Source organism: Ruegeria sp. CDSB022 (assembly GCF_059611145.1).
In genome coordinates, this window is record NZ_JBXWOZ010000001.1 from 498,798 (window position 1) to 515,892 (window position 17,095).

Annotated in this window: 18 protein-coding genes and 1 tRNA gene; 10 read left to right on the forward strand and 9 right to left on the reverse strand. The window is 56.4% G+C overall.

Annotated features, from left to right (window positions below; translation table 11 throughout):
- Positions 1–62 precede the first annotated feature (62 nt).
- The 4 genes from AC2FIZ_RS02470 to AC2FIZ_RS02485 are packed head-to-tail and all read left to right on the forward strand — an operon-like array spanning position 63 to position 2,160.
- On the forward strand, positions 63–695 hold the full coding sequence (locus AC2FIZ_RS02470) for a DNA-3-methyladenine glycosylase family protein (protein WP_496790541.1): 633 nt from the start codon (positions 63–65) through the stop codon (positions 693–695).
- Positions 692–1,357 carry an alpha/beta hydrolase gene (locus AC2FIZ_RS02475; protein WP_281994579.1) on the forward strand — a complete coding sequence of 222 codons (666 nt, stop codon included), beginning with the start codon at positions 692–694 and terminating at the stop codon, positions 1,355–1,357. The genes AC2FIZ_RS02470 and AC2FIZ_RS02475 overlap by 4 nt, the downstream gene beginning before the upstream one ends.
- A 3-nt stretch (positions 1,358–1,360) precedes the next feature.
- Positions 1,361–1,864, forward strand: coding sequence for a GNAT family N-acetyltransferase (locus tag AC2FIZ_RS02480; protein WP_281994580.1), 504 nt, complete (start codon positions 1,361–1,363; stop codon positions 1,862–1,864).
- The gene (locus tag AC2FIZ_RS02485) at positions 1,858–2,160 is read left to right on the forward strand and encodes a putative quinol monooxygenase (RefSeq protein ID WP_281994581.1); all 303 of its coding nucleotides are present in this window, start codon (positions 1,858–1,860) and stop codon (positions 2,158–2,160) included. The genes AC2FIZ_RS02480 and AC2FIZ_RS02485 overlap by 7 nt, the downstream gene beginning before the upstream one ends.
- Positions 2,161–2,162: 2 nt before the next feature.
- Here AC2FIZ_RS02485 and AC2FIZ_RS02490 read toward each other — a convergent pair whose 3' ends face one another.
- Together AC2FIZ_RS02490 and AC2FIZ_RS02495 are read right to left on the reverse strand one after the other, a co-directional pair.
- Positions 2,163–2,588 (reverse strand): VOC family protein, encoded by a 426-nt coding sequence (locus AC2FIZ_RS02490; RefSeq protein ID WP_281994582.1) that lies wholly within the window; start codon positions 2,586–2,588, stop codon positions 2,163–2,165.
- 31 nt (positions 2,589–2,619) lie between these two features.
- The gene (locus AC2FIZ_RS02495; protein WP_142633661.1) at positions 2,620–3,225 is read right to left on the reverse strand and encodes a pseudouridine synthase; all 606 of its coding nucleotides are present in this window, start codon (positions 3,223–3,225) and stop codon (positions 2,620–2,622) included.
- Positions 3,226–3,435: 210 nt separating this feature from the next.
- On the opposite strand from AC2FIZ_RS02495, the gene AC2FIZ_RS02500 reads away from it, so the two are divergent.
- On the forward strand, positions 3,436–4,023 hold the full coding sequence (locus AC2FIZ_RS02500) for an HNH endonuclease (RefSeq protein ID WP_496790543.1): 588 nt from the start codon (positions 3,436–3,438) through the stop codon (positions 4,021–4,023).
- Here the strand turns inward: AC2FIZ_RS02500 and AC2FIZ_RS02505 are convergent.
- Together AC2FIZ_RS02505 and AC2FIZ_RS02510 are read right to left on the reverse strand one after the other, a co-directional pair.
- On the reverse strand, positions 4,020–4,487 hold the full coding sequence (locus AC2FIZ_RS02505; RefSeq protein ID WP_281972061.1) for a disulfide bond formation protein B: 468 nt from the start codon (positions 4,485–4,487) through the stop codon (positions 4,020–4,022). The two genes, AC2FIZ_RS02500 and AC2FIZ_RS02505, sit on opposite strands and share 4 nt — an antisense overlap.
- Positions 4,484–5,062, reverse strand: a complete 579-nt coding sequence (locus AC2FIZ_RS02510; protein ID WP_496790544.1) for a YqaA family protein — start codon at positions 5,060–5,062, stop codon at positions 4,484–4,486. The genes AC2FIZ_RS02505 and AC2FIZ_RS02510 overlap by 4 nt, the downstream gene beginning before the upstream one ends.
- 145 nt (positions 5,063–5,207) lie before the next feature.
- Between AC2FIZ_RS02510 and AC2FIZ_RS02515 the strand changes: the two genes are divergently transcribed.
- From AC2FIZ_RS02515 to AC2FIZ_RS02530, 4 genes are all read left to right on the forward strand, one after another.
- A tRNA-Leu gene (locus AC2FIZ_RS02515) sits at positions 5,208–5,293 on the forward strand.
- Between the two features lie 398 nt (positions 5,294–5,691).
- Positions 5,692–6,660 carry a TAXI family TRAP transporter solute-binding subunit gene (locus AC2FIZ_RS02520; RefSeq protein WP_142633669.1) on the forward strand — a complete coding sequence of 323 codons (969 nt, stop codon included), beginning with the start codon at positions 5,692–5,694 and terminating at the stop codon, positions 6,658–6,660.
- 101 nt (positions 6,661–6,761) lie between these two features.
- Positions 6,762–9,371, forward strand: coding sequence for a TRAP transporter permease (locus AC2FIZ_RS02525; protein ID WP_281972064.1), 2,610 nt, complete (start codon positions 6,762–6,764; stop codon positions 9,369–9,371).
- Positions 9,368–9,799: a universal stress protein gene (locus tag AC2FIZ_RS02530; RefSeq protein ID WP_142633674.1), complete on the forward strand. Its 432-nt coding sequence runs from the start codon at positions 9,368–9,370 to the stop codon at positions 9,797–9,799. Before AC2FIZ_RS02525 ends, AC2FIZ_RS02530 begins: the two co-directional genes overlap by 4 nt.
- Before the next feature lies 1 nt (position 9,800).
- Here AC2FIZ_RS02530 and AC2FIZ_RS02535 read toward each other — a convergent pair whose 3' ends face one another.
- The 3 genes from AC2FIZ_RS02535 to AC2FIZ_RS02545 are packed head-to-tail and all read right to left on the reverse strand — an operon-like array spanning position 9,801 to position 13,889.
- Positions 9,801–10,841 (reverse strand): lipocalin-like domain-containing protein, encoded by a 1,041-nt coding sequence (locus AC2FIZ_RS02535; protein WP_496790545.1) that lies wholly within the window; start codon positions 10,839–10,841, stop codon positions 9,801–9,803.
- The gene (locus tag AC2FIZ_RS02540) at positions 10,831–13,245 is read right to left on the reverse strand and encodes an ABC transporter permease (RefSeq protein WP_496790547.1); all 2,415 of its coding nucleotides are present in this window, start codon (positions 13,243–13,245) and stop codon (positions 10,831–10,833) included. The genes AC2FIZ_RS02535 and AC2FIZ_RS02540 overlap by 11 nt, the downstream gene beginning before the upstream one ends.
- Positions 13,242–13,889 carry an ABC transporter ATP-binding protein gene (locus AC2FIZ_RS02545; RefSeq protein WP_496790548.1) on the reverse strand — a complete coding sequence of 216 codons (648 nt, stop codon included), beginning with the start codon at positions 13,887–13,889 and terminating at the stop codon, positions 13,242–13,244. Before AC2FIZ_RS02545 ends, AC2FIZ_RS02540 begins: the two co-directional genes overlap by 4 nt.
- Before the next feature lie 160 nt (positions 13,890–14,049).
- On the opposite strand from AC2FIZ_RS02545, the gene AC2FIZ_RS02550 reads away from it, so the two are divergent.
- Positions 14,050–14,484 (forward strand): ion channel, encoded by a 435-nt coding sequence (locus tag AC2FIZ_RS02550; RefSeq protein WP_271947221.1) that lies wholly within the window; start codon positions 14,050–14,052, stop codon positions 14,482–14,484.
- Here AC2FIZ_RS02550 and cls read toward each other — a convergent pair.
- Together cls and AC2FIZ_RS02560 are read right to left on the reverse strand one after the other, a co-directional pair.
- Complete coding sequence (cls, locus tag AC2FIZ_RS02555) at positions 14,481–15,893, reverse strand: cardiolipin synthase (protein ID WP_496790549.1); 1,413 nt, start codon at positions 15,891–15,893, stop codon at positions 14,481–14,483. The two genes, AC2FIZ_RS02550 and cls, sit on opposite strands and share 4 nt — an antisense overlap.
- Before the next feature lie 59 nt (positions 15,894–15,952).
- The gene (locus AC2FIZ_RS02560) at positions 15,953–17,041 is read right to left on the reverse strand and encodes an AI-2E family transporter (RefSeq protein WP_142633686.1); all 1,089 of its coding nucleotides are present in this window, start codon (positions 17,039–17,041) and stop codon (positions 15,953–15,955) included.
- Positions 17,042–17,095: the final 54 nt, after the last annotated feature.

Consider the following 17,095-nt stretch of genomic DNA (forward strand, 5'->3'; position numbering starts at 1 on the left):
AAGACGGTTGCATCTGCGACAAAGCACCCTAACGTGCTGCTGACCAATTTGCCGGAGCGCGCATGTCCGTCGGACGTATCATTGAAACCCCCGATTGCGTGGCCGAGGGGGCCAAGTGGCTGGCCGAGACCTGTCCGCGCATGGCCTATGCGATGGACCAGACCGGGCCTTTGCCGCTGCGCCGTAAGCCTGACGGGTTTGCCCAGCTGCTAAGTGCGATTGTCAGCCAACAGGTCAGTGTGGCCGCGGCGAACGCCATCTGGAAACGACTGCAAGATGCAAAACTGACGGGCCCACGCAAAATCATGTGGGCCACCGATGAGGATTTGCGTGCGGTGGGCCTTAGCCGCCAAAAGATCAGATATGCTCGAGCGCTTGCGGAGGCTCGTATTGATTACAAGGCGTTACGCGACGCACCTGATGAGGATGTTGTGGCGATCCTGACCGAAATTTCAGGCATAGGCGTCTGGACTGCCGAGATTTACGCGATGTTTTCTCTGGGCCGTGCCGATGTGATTGCACCGGGCGACCTTGCGCTGCAAGAGGCCGCGCGCATCCTCTATGATTTACCCAAGCGCCCTACGGATAAAGAACTGCGCAAGATGGCCGAAGCGTGGTCACCCTGGCGGTCGGTTGCAGCGCGGGTGTTGTGGGCCTATTACCGGGTCGCAAAAGAACGAGAAGGGATCAGATGACACGGGTTTTGAATGCGCTCCGAAAAGAGCCGGTTTCGGGCGATACGCGCTCGGTCGTGGTGTTCGTGCATGGCTATGGCGCCAACGGGGCCGACTTGCTGGGGCTGGCCGATGTGTTGGGCGAGCACTTGCCGGACACGCTGTTCGTTGCCCCTGACGCGCCCGAGCAGATCCCGGGTATGCCCAATGGCTTTCAGTGGTTCCCGATCCCGTGGATTGATGGCTCTTCCGAGGAAGAGGCGCGCCGTGGCATGGACATGGCGGCGGATGATTTCAACGCTTTCCTAGATGCGCTGATGGTGGACGAAGACGTTCTGCCCGAGCAGGTGGTTCTGTTCGGATTTTCGCAAGGCACGATGATGAGCCTGCATGTCGCCCCGCGCCGCGAGGACCCAGTGGCCGGGATAGTAGCCATTTCAGGACGCCTTCTGGAACCCGATCTGCTGCCGGATGAAACAGTCAGCCGCATGCCGGTCCTACTGGTACATGGCGACGCCGATGACGTCGTGCCGCCACAATCATTGCCCGAAGCCGCCGAGGCCCTGCAAGCGGCTGAGTTCAAAGAGGTCTATGCCCATGTCATGAAGGGCACCGGCCACGGTATTGCCCCGGATGGTCTTAGCGTCGCACTGGCTTTCATGCGTGACAAGCTGAGCCTTTAAGCAATGATTGCGGTCCGCCCCATGATGCCCGAGGATGTCGCAGCAGCTTGCGATTTGCTCAACCAGATCATCGCCATTGGTGGTACGACTGCGAATGAAACCCCTTTCTCCGAGGCGCAGTTTGCGCAGAGTTATCTATTGGGTCTCGATAAGATTTGCAGCCATGTGGCGATGGATGCGCAAGGTGAGGTTGCCGGGTTTCAATGGCTTGGGGTGAATGACGCACTGCCCGACGATTGTGCTGACATTGCAACCTTCACCCGCCGCGAACCGGTTTTGAAGGGGGCAGGGCGTGCCTTGTTTGAAGAAACCGCCAAATTTGCCGTAGGGGTTGGGCTCGGTTCCATCAGCGCGACAATAAGGGCTGATAACCGGATGGGCCTGAACTATTACGAGAAGATGGGATTCCAAGATTACTCGGTTGATTTTGGTGTGCCCCTTCGTGACGGCACGCCGGTCGACAGGATTACCAAACGGATTGATCTGAGATTGGAGATACCATGCTGATCGTAACCGGAACTATCGAAATTACGCCGGAAGGTGTCGAGGCTGCCAGAAAAGCTGCGCAGGAAATGGTTGCCGAGACGGTGAAAGAAGCAGGCTGCACGGTCTATGAATTCAGCCAGATTCTGGGTCATGCCAATCGGTTTCGGATCTACGAAGAATGGGAAAGTCAGGCCGCGCTCGAGGAGCATTTTGCCACACCGCACATGGCAACATTTCAGGCGGTGCTGGGCAAGGTCGGAGTGACTGAAAGTCTAATCTATCGGATCACGGGAGGTGACAAGAAACCGCTGCGGTGATCCTAGTCCCATAAGGAAGGCTCGGCGAATTCGATGGAATTCCCGGACGGGTCGCGAACGTATAGAGACAGTATTCCGTTCGGCCATTCAAATTCAGCGTCTACGGGCACGTTCCAGTCTATAAGATGTTTTCGCATCACCGCGATTTGCGCGCGCGCCATGCCAAAGCAGGCATGACCCGGACCTTGGGCGCCATGGGCGGGAACAGGCAGGCGCGGGTTGCCCGGAGGTTTTTCGGTCTCTGCCGCATTGAATAGCAGCAACACTGAACCACCCACCTTGTAGAACACATGCCGGTTGGCGACACGCTGGATTTGCTCAAGCGCCAGAACGTCCCCATAGAAATGCTCTGCAGCATCCAGGTCGTCGACATAAAGTGACGCTTCTAAAAGGCCGGTTGGCTGCGGAATGTCAGGTGATACCTTCATTCCTCTATCCTATCACAATTAGGCGTATCGGTCACCGACGTGGGCGCCGGTCCCGTTTGCGCGAAGAAGATGGCGCGAGGGCAGGCATAGATAGGCTATCCCATTGCCCCGGCTCAAGCCCGTCCAATGTCCAGTCGCCAATCCGGGCGCGGATCAGTCGAAGGGTCGGGTGCCCAACGGCCGCCGTCATCCGGCGCACTTGCCTGTTTCGACCTTCTCGAAGGACCAGTTCGACCCAACAATCCGACACCGTCTGCCGCACTCTGATCGGCGGGTCGCGCGGCCATAATGCCTCGGGCTGATCCATCAATCGCGCCTTGGCAGGGCGGGTCAAGCCCTCCTTCAGCTCAACACCATCGCGCAGGGCTTTTAGGGCGGAGGCGTCTGGCTCTCCTTCGACCTGCACCCAATAGGTCTTAGCCATTTTATGCTTGGGATCGGCTATCTGCGCCTGAAGGCGACCATTGTCGGTCAACAGCATCAAACCTTCGCTATCGCGGTCCAATCGCCCGGCCGGATACACATCCGGCAGATCAATGAAATCCGACAGCGTCCTGCGCGGAGACTCCGCATTCGCGCGATCCGTGAACTGTGGCAATACATCGAATGGTTTATTGAAGCGGATGAACCAGGACATTACCCGCCATAGCCCGGCGATCGAATTGGTGCAACCTGTGGATAACTGTCATCGGCCTGTTACGGATTCGGAATACTCAATCCCCGAGATATTGTGGAAACTCAGGGCTTGTCAGAGCTTTAACACGATATATAGTAAAGCTAAGGCCGGGGCGGGGGTTCTCCGCTCTGATGTCAAAATAGGCAGAGCAGAGCGTGGAGCGATTCTGATATGGAAGGAGACTTCAGGACCGAATTTGTCAGGGAACCCGGTGCGCTCAAGCATCATCCGGCATTGGTTTTGAACGCCGATTACCGCCCCTTGTCCTACTATCCACTATCGCTCTGGCCGTGGCAGGAGGCCATAAAAGCTGCCTGGCTGGACAGGGTGGATATCGTCGCCGAATATGACGAAGTTGTCCGAAGCCCGAGCACCGAGATACGAATACCCTCGGTCGTTGTGCTGAAAGATTATGTAAAACCCAGAAAGCGCGTGGCCTTCACGCGCTTTAATTTATTTCTGAGGGATGAATTCCGCTGCCAATACTGTGGCAGCCGTGGGGATCTGACCTTTGATCACGTGATCCCGCGCGCGGCGGGCGGGGTGACAAGCTGGCAGAACGTTGTTGCGGCCTGTAGCCCATGTAACTTGCGCAAAGGGTCTAAATCACTGCGGCAAGCAGGAATGACATTGCGCAAGCCTCCGCGGCAGCCGGATGCCGAGGCTTTGCGCAACGTTGGACGAAAATTCCCACCGAACCACCTGCATGACAGTTGGATCGACTTTCTCTATTGGGATGCGGAACTGGACGAGCTCTAACGGCCTTCACGCCACGCGGCGAACCAGAGCAGAACCAGAACGAAAGACAAAGCGGCATTCCATCCGGCCATTGAAACACCAAATAACTCCCATGGAATATCATCACAGCGTACCAGTGGTGCCGACATGATCTGATCCAGCAGTTCTTCTGCCGACAGACCGCCGATGCTGCTTGATGTGCAGCTTGACGGACCTTCCCACAAACCGCGTTCTACACCAGCGTGATAGATACCAATGACCGCAGTAGACAGCGCCGCCAGTGCACCCAATAGAGGCAAGACAGACTGTCGTGGCAATGCCAGCGCCACAGCGCCGATCAGGATGGCGACGCCATGTGGATAGCGTTGCCAAATGCACAGTTTGCAAGGTGGAAGCCCGCCAAGATACTGAAAGGCAAAGGCGCCAAGTAACAACGCCATAGACCCAAGCGTCGCAATCAGGATCAGTAAACTTCGTCGTGTCATAAGAATTTCACCGCTAGGAAACCGCCAAACAGAAGGATGATAAACAGGGAAAACATTAGGCCCAGCCGCTTTTCTATAAAGCTGCGGATCGGCTCTCCGAAGCCCCAAAGCAAACCTGCGACAATGAAAAACCGTATCGCTCGGGCCAGAATCGAGGTGGCAATGAAGGTGCCCAGGGGCATCCCTGTCCAGCCGGACATGATGGTGATGACCTTATAGGGAAAAGGCGTAACCCCAGCGGCCAGAACAGCCCAGAAACCAAAGTCATTGAACCGTGTGTTGAACTCTTCCATGGCGTGGGCTTTGCCCATGGATTCAAGGATGGGCTGGCCGAGGCTTTCATAAAAGAACGCGCCGATTGCATAGCCTAACATTCCGCCCAAAACCGAAGCTACCAGTGCTACAGAAGCAATCAGCCAGGCCCGGGAGGGTCGGGCAAGGATCATGGGAATCATCAGAACGTCCGGCGGTATCGGAAAGAAAGAGCTTTCGATGAAGGAAACAATAGCCAGCGCCCACAAGGCATTCGGGTGTTCTACCAGGCGAATGGTCCAGTCATAAAGAGGTCGCAGCATCAGGTGCAATTTCCCTGTACATGTGTTGGGTAAGCCAAATCATGCGCCCCGCAGGCCGTCAACCTTGCAGGCTGGAACATTCCTCAATCAGGGTGTTTTTTGCCTCTGGACCTTCTCGATTTTGAACGCTAGTTCAGTGTCCGTGGCCCAAGTGGCGGAATGGTAGACGCAGGGGATTCAAAATCCCCCGGTAGTGATACCGTGCCGGTTCGAGTCCGGCCTTGGGTACCAAAGTAAAAACAGAGGGTTAGGGGAACCTGCCTTCTGTTTTTTCTTTCCGGCAGTTCTAATTGCTCGCATTCCCAACTCACACGTTCGCGTTCTGGTCAGAATTCCCGATGTCAAAAGCGCATAATTGGATTTGTTTGCGGTCACTGCGGGGCAGATGCGCAAGAAAAGCGTCAAAGGCGGGGAAAATTCAGGAGGGCTTGTCAAATCTGAGGATACGCCTGCTTTGGTGACCTGCTGGCCTTGACAAGCTAATGCTCAGAATGAAACCTCTTACGGGTTGGGAGATTCTGAAAAATCAAAGATATGCCTGCTGCATAGCGGGCGTTGTTGCATATCGCAGGGCCATTTATCCGGCGCTTTGATGTGTCTCCCACCAGAAAAATAATGGGAGTTCACTTATGAAAAACAGCAGCAAGCTTAGCCTCGGCGCGGTTGTCACGGCGGCTCTGATGGCGCCTGCGGCCTATGCCGAAGAGTTTATCACGATCGGCACAGGTGGCGTGACCGGGGTGTATTACCCAACTGGCGGTGCAATCTGTCGTCTGGTCAACAAAGGGCGTAAGGAACATGGTGTGCGCTGCTCGGTCGAATCGACCGGCGGTTCCGTGTACAACATCAACACCATTCGCGAAGGCGAGCTGGAGTTTGGTGTTGCGCAGTCCGACTGGCAGTACCATGCCTATAACGGCAGCTCGAAATTCGAAGAGGCGGGCCCGTTTGAAAACCTGCGCGCCGTCTTCTCGGTTCACCCCGAACCGTTTACCGTTGTGGCCCGTGCCGATTCCGGTGTGACCAATTTCGAAGACTTGAAAGGCAAGCGCGTAAATATCGGTAACCCCGGTTCCGGTCAGCGTGGCACCATGGAGGTTCTGCTAGGCGAAATGGGCTGGTCCACTGACGATTTCGAACTGGCGACCGAGTTGAAGGCGGCGGAACAGTCTGCGGCGCTTTGCGACAACCAGATTGACGCAATGGTCTATACCGTGGGTCACCCCTCGGGCTCGATTCAAGAAGCCACCACGGCTTGCGACTCGGTTCTGGTCAATGTCAGCGGCGAGGCCGTGGACAAGCTGGTCAACGACAACTCATTCTACCGTACTGCTACCATTCCCGGCGGCATGTACCGCGGGTCGGATGGTGATACCGCGACATTCGGCGTTGGCGCGACCTTCGTGACTTCGGCGGACGTGTCGGATGATGCGGTTTATGCGGTTGTCAGCTCGGTTTTCGAGAACTTCGATGACTTCAAAAAGCTTCACCCGGCATTTGCCAACCTTAAGCCCGAAGAGATGATCGCGGACGGCCTGTCGGCTCCGCTGCATCCGGGTGCCGAGAAGTACTATAAAGAAAAAGGCTGGATTCAATAAGCCAGACCTGACGCGGGGTGCCCGTCGGGCGCCCCGCACAAAACCCGTATCAAGCGGGTGATTCAGAAGGCCGCAAATGGCCACGACGGGGAGACATTTTCATGAGTTCCGAGACACAATCGAACCGCCCGCTATCCGAAGAAGAACTACAGGATCTGGTCGCATCTTCAGATGCCGGAGGGCGTAATCCGGTTGGGAATGTAGGCGTTTTCCTTGCGATCGTGGCGGCGATCTGGTCGATCTTTCAGGTCGTACTTGCTTCGCCCCTGGCGAACTATGTGTTGCCCGGCAGCGTGGTTAACAATTCGCGTCAGTTTCACCTGGCCTTTGCGATGTTTCTGGCCTTTGCAGCCTATCCGGCGCTGAAATCCAGCCCACGGGATTATATCCCTGTGCAGGATTGGATCATGGGGCTGCTAGGCGCGTTTGTGGCGCTGTACGGATATTTCTTCTACACCAAGATCGTTGATGCCGGAGGGCTGGCAGACGATACAGACAAATGGATCGCCCTGGGTGGGCTATTACTGTTGTTCGAGGCCGCGCGCCGCGCGCTTGGCCCGGCGATGGCGATTATTGCGACGATCTTTTTGGCCTATGTCTTCTTTGGATCATCCGAATGGGTGCCCGAAGTCATCCGCTGGAAGGGCGCCAGCCTGAAAAAGGCGATGAGCCATATGTGGATCACCTCCGAGGGCGTGTTCGGAATCGCCTTGGGTGTTTCGACCAAGTTTGTATTCCTGTTCGTTCTGTTTGGCGCCTTGCTGGATAAGGCCGGGGCAGGGAACTATTTCATCAAGATGGCCTTTGGCGCGCTGGGTCACCTGCGCGGCGGCCCCGCCAAGGCGGCGGTTGTGGGCTCAGCTGCGACCGGCCTGATCTCGGGCTCGTCCATCGCAAACGTTGTGACCACTGGTACCTTCACCATTCCATTGATGAAACGCGTTGGGTTCAGCAGCGAACAGGCAGGTTCGGTCGAGGTTGCCTCTTCGGTGAACGGGCAGATCATGCCACCCGTCATGGGCGCTGCAGCCTTCTTGATGGTAGAATATGTGGGAATTTCCTATGTCGAGGTGATCACCCACGCCTTCCTGCCAGCGGCGATCTCGTACATTGCTTTGGTCTATATCGTGCATCTCGAAGCCGTAAAGCGGAACATGCCTACGTTGGGCGACCGCGAAGTGAAACTGGCACGTACCGTGGTTGGTATGTTCTCGTTCTTCATTGTCTTTGCTGGGCTCTGCTATGGCTCTCAATTCCCTGTGGAAGCAGTGACAAATTGGATGCCGAACTCGGCCGGTCTGGTCCTCAGCCTGATCATCTGCGCAATTTACGTGGCGCTGCTGTACCTGGCCGCACAGGTGCCCGATCTGGAACCCGATGACCCGAATGCCAAAGAGGTGACGCTGCCGGTCATTAGCGAGATCTACAAGGCGGGCCTGCACTACCTTCTGCCGATCATCGTGCTGGTCTATTTCCTGATGATTGAACAGAAATCGCCCGGTCTTTCGGCCTTTTGGGCCACGTCCTTGCTGTTTGTGATCCTGCTGACGCAGAAACCGCTGAAGGCGATGTTCCGGGGGCAAAGCAACCTCTACAACGCGTTCATCGACGGTGTCGCGGATCTGTGGCAGGGCATGATCGACGGCGCGCGCAACATGATCGGTATCGCGCTGGCGACGGCCACGGCGGGTGTGATCGTTGGTACCGTGACCCTGACCGGTGTGGGCCAGGTGATGGCCGATCTGGTCGAATTCCTGTCGGGTGGCAATCTGATCCTGATGCTGATCATGGTCGGTATCCTCAGCCTGATCCTGGGCATGGGCCTGCCGACCACTGCGAACTATATCGTCGTCAGTTCTTTGATGGCCGGTGTGGTCGTGGAGCTGGGCGCGCAGAGCGGGCTGATTGTGCCGCTGATCGCGGTGCATCTGTTCGTCTTCTACTTTGGCATCATGGCGGATGTGACACCGCCCGTGGGGCTGGCCAGTTTCGCGGCTGCGGCTGTATCGGGGGGCGATGCGATCAAGACCGGATTCATCGCCTTCTTCTATAGCCTGCGCACGGTCGCGTTGCCGTTTGTCTTCATCTTCAACACAGACCTTCTGTTGATTGATGTGACCTGGGTCGAAGGGATAATCGTTGCGATATTTGCGACGATAGCGATCCTTGTCTTTACGGCGGGCACGATGGGCTACTTCCTGACCCGCAGCCGGATCTATGAAAGCGTTGCCTTGGTCGCGGTTGCTTTCGCACTATTCCGTCCGGATTACTTTATGGACAGGATTTCACCCCCATATCAGACCGTTGAACCGGCTGCATTCACCGAAACGATCGGGGAAACACCGCCCGGAACCGAGGTGCGTCTGGTCATCAGCGGCCCGGATTTCGACACGCTTGAGATGGTGGATACCACGGTTGTCGTCTCTGTCGGTGACGAAGACGGCGGTCCTGCACGGGTTGATGCGATGGGTCTACTGCTGATCGAAGAGGACGGTCTGATCAAACTGGAAGAGCCGCTGTTCGGCGCGCCTGTTGCAGATGATCTGAGCATCTTCGACTATTACGGGGATGAGGCCGTGCGCCTGACCTCGGTCAGCCTGCCGTCAAGCCAGCCACCCAAGCAACTGGTCTATATCCCGGCGATGATCCTGTTGGGTCTGATCGCCTTCCTGCAACGCGGCCGTGCCGCCAGACAAGGGGTGCCCGCATGACACGTTCTGTTCTGTGTGCTGTTGATATCAGCAATGGCAAAATTGATGGCCCGGTCCTTCAAAAGGCCGCTGCATTGGCCGATTTGGAGGGGGCGCAGCTGGATGTGGTCAGTGTTCTGCCCGATTTTGGAGAAAGCTGGGTGTCCGGCTTTTTCCAGGCGGATTTCCATGAAAAGGCATTGGCTGAGGCGCAGAAACAACTGACCGAGCTGTGCGCATCAACATTGGGCAGTGAGCGCAATGAAAAGATCCGCCATGTGGTGGCCACGGGCACGGCCTATCAGGAGATCCTGAGAACCGCAGAAAGCGCCGGATCTGACCTGATCGTCATTGGGGCGCATAAGCCGGACTTCAAGGATTACCTGCTGGGTCCGAATGCTGCGCGCGTCGTGCGGCATTCGACAGTCTCGGTCTACGTGGTGCGATGATCTAATACCCGGTCATTTCAAGATAGCCACGGCCTGAATGGCTGCCTGAGACCGTAACGGGGCCCTCCCAATAGGCAAAGCTGGTTGCCATCCAGGCTTTGGGTGTCAGGGCGCTGACGACAATATCCACCCCGCGGGCGGGGAGTGTGACACGCCATTCAATCGGGATATCCCGGTCAGCGACATGAGCGGTCTGAAGCGGTTCAAAAGAAACGGAGCCATCGGCAAGCGCGGTGGTTTCGCCATCCTTGCCGATCCACGTGGCAGAGGTGAAATCCTCAGCCTCTCCGCGCAGGCGAAAGGCCATTAACTTATCGCCGCCTTCAAAGCTGAGCGAGAACCAATCCCATCCGCTTTGATCCTCGGCCAAGGGCTGCGAGGACCATTCCCGATCCAGCCAACCCTGTCCGGTTACCGCAACATCCCCATCCGGCAGATGCACTGTGCCTGTCAGGTCGAAAAACGGCTGTGAATAGTAATGACTTGCCTGCCCCTGCGTAGACTTGACCGAATACCCGGCATCCCCGTGAAAGACCAAAGGCCCCGTTGCGCGCATTGACAGATCGTATCCGAACTCAGAACCGTTGGCCCTAATCTTCAGCGCATTAAAGTCGGGTCCGCGCATGTACCATTCGTCGATCCAGGCTTCGAATGGGGTGGCGGTTACCCCGGCCTGACCGATACCGCCCCGCGACAGGCGTTCAGCAAAGTAATGGGCATCAGGGGTGGTCAAGGCGGCATGGCCCAACCACAACTGCGGACTTTGCCAGGATTGCTCTTCATAGGGTTTCAGCGCCGAGCGGAACAAAGTCCATTGTACTCCGTAATCGCGCCCGTCTTCTCCTTTCAGGTTCGCGGTCAGATACCACCATTCGATCTTGAAAGTGGGATGGGGACCGTGATCCTGCGGAAAGCTCAACTGATACCCAAGCTGGGGGACGTCGAACCCGTCGGCCTCACCTCCGAGACCGGCAAAGCCCTGCGCCTGAAGTTGGGCGGGCAATAGCAGGGCCAGAATTAGGAACCAGACTTTAGCGTTCATTGGCAAACACTCTTAACAACTCGGCAGGCGGGATGCTCAGCAACCGAAGGGCTGGAACCGCAGCGGCGATAACAGCGGCCAGTAAGGTCAGAAGAAATAGATAGAACCAGTCGCTTGGGAATAGGTACATTGGTAACCGCCAGCCAAACGCCTCGACATTGATGACCGTCAGCAACGTCCAGGCCAGAACTAACCCAAGCGGCAAGGCCAGCGCGGCGGTCAGAGAGGCGAGAAGCACGCTCTGCGTCAGTTCAAACCGCGCCAGTTGCGCCCGCGTCAGGCCAAGCGCCCAGACCGGTGCGATCTGAGGCAGCCGTTGTGTCCAAAGCGTCAGCAGGCTGGTCAGAATTGCAAATCCAGCAACCCCGAGCGTCAGGATATTCAGCGCAGAGGTCACCACAAATGTGTCTTCGAAGATTTCCGTGGATCGGGCCTTCATGTCTGCTTGATGAACGACTGCCTGCGGAGGAAGGTCAAATTCCGCCCGAAGCCTTTCGGCAACATCGCTGGCCTGATCAGGGGGCATGCGAACGCCATATCGCCGTTCCTCGGTATTGGGTGCGATATCTTCCAAAAGCTCCATCGACACGATGGCCTGTCCGGTTGGATTGCCATAATCAGAATAGACCCCTGCAATGACCAGCTTGTGACCCGGGCGGAGCGTGATTTGATCTCCGGGCCACAGACTGGATCTGCGCGCAAGCTGTTCGTTGATCAGAACGGCGGTTCCGGACATCACCTGATCCCATACTCCGGGCACTGAGGCGATCAGCGGCCAGTTTTCTTGATAAACCGGATTGTTCACCACCCCGTAAAGAAACAAGGGGCCGCTTCCGTGCGCCAGCTCGACGCTGCGGATCGGCAAAACGGCGTCGACCTGAGGCAGCAGCCATTTCTTGATGTCCTGCGCCTGTTGTTCGTCGGCTGCGGTTATGTACAGTTCTGATGTCAGTCGTTGGTCAAGCCACCCAGTAAATGTCAGCCGGAAACTCGACACCATGGTTCCAACGCCGATATTTGCGGCCAATGCCAACATCAATGCCATCAGGGCCAAAGAGAGACCGGGCAGTTGCGCCTGCATGTCGGCGAATACCCATTGTCTGACCGGACCGTTCTGTAGCTTCTGAAGTCCGGTTACTGCGATCAGCAAGAGAAACGGTAAAATCAACGCAGAACCCGTCAGGATTCCGGCAACCAGCACGAACCCTGCGACCAAACCGTCGGCCACAAAGATTGAAACGATCCCCAACCCAATCAGGAATACTCCGATCAGAGCCAATCTTTTGGTTGCAGTGTCATCCCCCCGCCAGGCCTGCGGACCCGGGCTGGATAACAGCGGCAGTCGAGCCAATCGGAACAAAGCCTGAGAGCTGGCCAATAGCGTTCCGAACAGGGCCATGGCCAAGCCCGCGAGAACCCAGTGCAGTTGAAGCGAAAGCTGACCTTCAACTGGTGCACCATAGAGCCCCCGAAGGGTTGATGCCACGTCGGGCAGCAAGGCCCCGGCCAGCAGGAAACCCAGTACCAGACCGGCGCCCCCTCCAATCAGGGCCAACAGCGACAGTTCGGCCAGAATGATCCATACGATCTGACGCATCGGAACTCCCAGCGCACGGATTGTCCGGATGATCGCTCGGCGCTGTGCAAAGGCCAGCCCGACGGTGCCATGGACGATGAACAGCCCGACGGCAAAGGACAAAAGAGCAAAGGCAGACAGGTTGAGGTGAAAGCTCTCTGTCAGTTGCGCCGTGTCCAATCTGGTCGAGGCTGCAACGCGTGTCAGATCGGGGGCGGTCTGCTCAAGCGATGGGATCGCTCGGGGCTGCTCTGGCAAGACGACCAGACGTGAAATCTGCCCCTTTTTGTCAAGCAGCTGTTCGGCAACGCCAATATCGGTAAAGACCAGATCCGGTGGCAGCGCGTCGCTGGACAGGATCGGGGGCAGGTTGCTGGCCTGCGCCAGAATCTGGGCAAGTTCCGTCGCGACCAGTATCCTGCCGGGCGCGGTCAGCATGTCTGCGGGATCGGGCGGCGTATCGCTTTGTTCCAGACGGCTGAGGGCGGGCAGGGGTGGAAAGGCGACCAAGTCGACCCCCATGACCTGCAGATTGCGCCCGCTATGGCGCCAACGCCCCTCAAGCACCGCGGCGACCTGCCAGCCAGCCCGACGCAAGCTGACATAATGGTCGATCGTCAAATTCCCCGAGGTGGCGTGCAACTCATCGTATTGACCAAATGAGAGTTGATCATTGGCCCGTTGATAGCTTGCCCGGGCCTCGGAATTTATGGCTTGAACTGCCGACCATAGCCCGGTCGCAAGCGCAATGCCGGTCAACAAGGTTAACAGCTGAAGCCAATGGGCACGCCAGTGCGACACCAACGCCTGTATGATGGCCAAAGTCACGAGATTAGGCCGCCGGACAGGCGGACCTGCCGATCCAGACGGGCCGCGATGTCCTGCGAATGTGTCACCAAAAGCAGGGCGGCGCTGGTTTCGGCGACCAGCGCAAGCATCAAATCCAATACATTAGTGCTTGCGACCTCATCCAGATTTCCTGTTGGTTCATCCGCGAGCAAAAGACTGGGGCGCGGCGCAAGGGCGCGTCCGATGGCAACGCGTTGCTGCTGGCCGCCTGACAGGTTCTCGGGAAAGCGGTTCAGCAGGTCCCGCAATCCCAGTTTGTCAGCAAGATGATCGCACCAGTCCGGATCATGTTTACTGGCAAGCCTGGCATGGAAGGACAGGTTTTGGCCGACCGTCAACGACGGGATCAGATTGAACTGTTGGAATACCAGCGCCACACGCTCGCGCCGAAGGGCTGCGCGCCCGGTATCGTCTAGTGTGGACAGGTTGGTTCCGCCCAGTGAGATTTCGCCCGCATCGAATATGTCCAGCGCACCTGCGAGATTTAGAAGCGTGCTTTTGCCACTGCCACTTTCCCCGGTTAGGGCAAGCGTTTGGCCATGGTCTAACGACAGAGATACTCCGTTCAAAATCGGTCGACCGTTTGCATATGATTTTTGGACATCAGTTATTGTAAGCAGCATTCATAGGCGCCCTGTATTCTGCCACTCACAATTTGCAGCCGACCGAAGCGGTGTCCAGTTCAATGGCGCTATCGTTTCCATTCGTCGCAGACGCAGGGTTGCCCAATCCTGCATTTGAAGCGATTGTGACGAGACTTAAAAACAGAGGGGATGGGCGCCGGTGACCTTATCCGAGCAGATTATCTGGGGAAGCGTTTATTTGGGTATCTGCTTTTTGATCGAAATTGCCCTGCTGACCTGGTGCATGCAGATCATCCGGGTAATGTCGATCAAACTGGAAAAAAGCAAAAGGTTCGTCACCATTGCAAGCCCGCTGACTATCGCGCTGATTTTTATCGTGATGATCCATACCTTTCAGGTCTGGCTTTGGGCGATTGTCTGGGTCTTTGGGGATGTTCTGGCGGACTGGAACTCGGCGCTGTATTTCTCTCTGGTTACGTTCACAACGCTGGGCTACGGCGACATTGTTCTGGACGACGGGCTGCGCATTTTTGGTGCCTTTGCCTCGGTCACCGGGCTTTTGGCATTTGGGCTGTCCACAGCCTTTTTGGTCGCGGTCATGTCGCGGGTGCTGCAGGAAGAGTCGATCCTTTAAAGGATTGGTGCGAACAACCGCGCCAGAGGCGAGCCGAACCGAATATAGGCCGGTTGTTCGGGCAAGGTTTTGTCCAGCTCATAGCTGGATTCAAAGTCCATCAGCAGCATGTTGTGAACCGCATGGGCCGCGTCCTTGTCAAAGAACAGGGCCATCGCCTCAAAATTCAGGCGGAAAGAACGATTGTCCAGATTGGTGGTGCCAACAGCGGTCAGAGTGTCGTCCACCAGAAATACTTTTTGATGCATGAACCCATTGGTGTACCGGTAGACCCGCGCGCCGCATTCCCTGATCTCGTCGAAATAGGCAAAGGCCGCCAGCCAAGGTAAGCGGTGATCAATCACGTCGGGAACCAGAATGCGAACATCTACCCCGCGCATTGCAGCGTGGCGTAGTGCGGTCATGATGTCGATATCAGGAACGAAATAGGGGGATGCGATCCACAATCGTTCCTTTGCTTCCGTGATTGCAGAAAAGAACATCATGGCGCCGGTTTCGGTTTCGTCCCCCGGACCTGTGGCGACGAGAAGGGCGTTCATGTCCTGATCAGATTCCTGACCCGCCCAGGCCAGTTGATCTATCAGGTCTTCTTGATGCGCCCAGTACCAGTCCTCTGTAAAGATCAGTTGTAGTTGGCGCACGATATGTCCAGTCAGCCTTATGTGTGTGTCCCGCCAATGTCCGAACTTTGCGGACTGACCGAGATATTCGTCGCCGACATTGTGGCCGCCGATAAAGCCGATTTCACCGTCAATGATCACCGTTTTCCTGTGATTGCGATAGTTTAGCTGAAATCGCTGTCCTGGATGGCGCTTTTCATGCTGACCGGCAACGTGAATTCCCGCCGCGCGCAGCGACGTGATGTAGCTTGTCGGTAGGCCATAACTGCCCACGGCGTCGGTCATAAAGCGAACTTGCACACCGCGCTCTGCGGCGGCAATCAGTTTGCTTTGCAGTTGCCGCCCCAATCCGTCATCACGCACGATGTAGAACTGGACAAGCACATAGTCCTGAGCCGCGTCGATAGCCTGAAAGATAGCGTCAAAGGTTGCCTGCCCATCGACAAGCAAATCTGCACCGTTGCCACGTGATATGGGTAGATGCGCAAGCTCTTCGAAAGGGAGTGGGTTGATCGTAATCATGCCCGGATCTGGGCGCGAAAAATCCGCAAAGCTCTTTATCCCTTCGACAACAGTCTCAGCGTGCTTTCGGGCCAGGCGATACCCGCGAAAACGATGATGTCCCAGAAACAAGTATAGCGGTACGCCAGCTATCGGCGCCGAGATCAAAAACACCACCCATCCCACGGCACCCTGCGGTGTGCGCGCTGTTTGAGCCGCGCGTATCGAAAAGACCGCGGCGGTCAGGTACAAACATAGGATAAAGAGGGAAACAAAGAGTGTCAGCATGGAGGATTCGATCCTGGCATTTTCCTTAGTGTTTCAAGTTGCATTGGGGATTGGCCTGTTCAGACTGTATTCCCCGATGGCGGCCCTTCGTCGCCGAGTTCACCATTCAGGGACATTAAAATTGCGATCGGGCGCAATGCGGGTATATGGCTGAAGATGATCAGGATGCAGACGGTCAGCGGAACGCTCAGGAAGGCTCCGATCAGACCCCAGACCGTGGTCCAGAACATAAGTGCCAGAATGACGAGAAATGTCGACATGTTCAGCGATCGGCCCAGCATGGCCGGGTCCAGAAAATTACCGATCATGAACTGAAGCGTGCCACAGCCGAAAACTATGATCAGAAACGGCCCGATACTTTCAAATTGAACCAGTGCAATCGCCGCTGGAAACAGAACCGCAATAATTGACCCAATCGAGGGTATGAAATTCAAGGCAAAGGTCAGCACGGCCCATGTCTCGGAATACTCAAGACCAAGGGTTTTGAAGACCACATAGCTGATTCCAGCCGTTATCAGGCTGATAAAGGTCTTTACTCCGACATAACGCTGCAGACTAAAGGAAATCGCGTCCAGAACCAAAGCGAACTCGGCACCGGTTTTAGGGTCACCGGCGGCCATACGGATCTTTTTGCGGAACGCCAGACGTTCGGCCATCAGGAAGGCAACGTAAAGGCTGATGAGGAAAAACTGGTTCAGCAAGGACGTTGCGCTGCCCAGCAACATCCGGGCGACGAAAGACATATCAATGTTGACTAGATTGTCCCTGATGAAGGCCGTGATATCGTTGCCCACAAGGTCGTTTATGCGGTTAACGGCCTCGTCGAACTGGCTTTCGTATGTATTGATCGAGCGTGCAAACTGCGTCGCCTGATTGCCCAGAATATACATGATCATGAACAACCCGACCAAAACCACGGTCACTCCAGCCAGGTTAGCCAACCATACCGGAGCCTTGGTCAGCGCAATAACCCGGTCACTCAGCGCGATGATCAGGACGTTGATCAGCAAGGCCATGGTCAGCGGGATCAGAAAAGCGGAACCTGCATAAAGCCCCAATACGACCAGTGACACGACAATCGCGGTGTCGCGGACAACCGATAGGCGCAACCTGTTCGGCATGCTTGGGTTCTGGTCGCTGGTTGGCATTTTTCGCCCGGCTTTGTGTAGGTTCCGTTTCGATCCTGCACGGGACAAAGGGAT

Coding starts and splice junctions, on each gene's coding strand:
- AC2FIZ_RS02485 (WP_281994581.1), top strand. CDS start 1,858: ATGCTGATCGTAACCGGAACTATCGAAATTACGCCGGAAGGTGTCGAG.
- AC2FIZ_RS02510 (WP_496790544.1), bottom strand. CDS start 5,062: ATGCTGCGACCTCTTTATGACTGGACCATTCGCCTGGTAGAACACCCG.
- AC2FIZ_RS02545 (WP_496790548.1), bottom strand. CDS start 13,889: ATGCTGCTTACAATAACTGATGTCCAAAAATCATATGCAAACGGTCGA.
- AC2FIZ_RS02505 (WP_281972061.1), bottom strand. CDS start 4,487: ATGACACGACGAAGTTTACTGATCCTGATTGCGACGCTTGGGTCTATG.
- AC2FIZ_RS02500 (WP_496790543.1), top strand. CDS start 3,436: ATGGAAGGAGACTTCAGGACCGAATTTGTCAGGGAACCCGGTGCGCTC.
- AC2FIZ_RS02520 (WP_142633669.1), top strand. CDS start 5,692: ATGAAAAACAGCAGCAAGCTTAGCCTCGGCGCGGTTGTCACGGCGGCT.
- AC2FIZ_RS02530 (WP_142633674.1), top strand. CDS start 9,368: ATGACACGTTCTGTTCTGTGTGCTGTTGATATCAGCAATGGCAAAATT.
- AC2FIZ_RS02495 (WP_142633661.1), bottom strand. CDS start 3,225: ATGTCCTGGTTCATCCGCTTCAATAAACCATTCGATGTATTGCCACAG.
- AC2FIZ_RS02525 (WP_281972064.1), top strand. CDS start 6,762: ATGAGTTCCGAGACACAATCGAACCGCCCGCTATCCGAAGAAGAACTA.
- AC2FIZ_RS02535 (WP_496790545.1), bottom strand. CDS start 10,841: ATGAACGCTAAAGTCTGGTTCCTAATTCTGGCCCTGCTATTGCCCGCC.
- AC2FIZ_RS02470 (WP_496790541.1), top strand. CDS start 63: ATGTCCGTCGGACGTATCATTGAAACCCCCGATTGCGTGGCCGAGGGG.
- cls (WP_496790549.1), bottom strand. CDS start 15,893: ATGCTGACACTCTTTGTTTCCCTCTTTATCCTATGTTTGTACCTGACC.
- AC2FIZ_RS02475 (WP_281994579.1), top strand. CDS start 692: ATGACACGGGTTTTGAATGCGCTCCGAAAAGAGCCGGTTTCGGGCGAT.
- AC2FIZ_RS02480 (WP_281994580.1), top strand. CDS start 1,361: ATGATTGCGGTCCGCCCCATGATGCCCGAGGATGTCGCAGCAGCTTGC.
- AC2FIZ_RS02560 (WP_142633686.1), bottom strand. CDS start 17,041: ATGCCAACCAGCGACCAGAACCCAAGCATGCCGAACAGGTTGCGCCTA.
- AC2FIZ_RS02490 (WP_281994582.1), bottom strand. CDS start 2,588: ATGAAGGTATCACCTGACATTCCGCAGCCAACCGGCCTTTTAGAAGCG.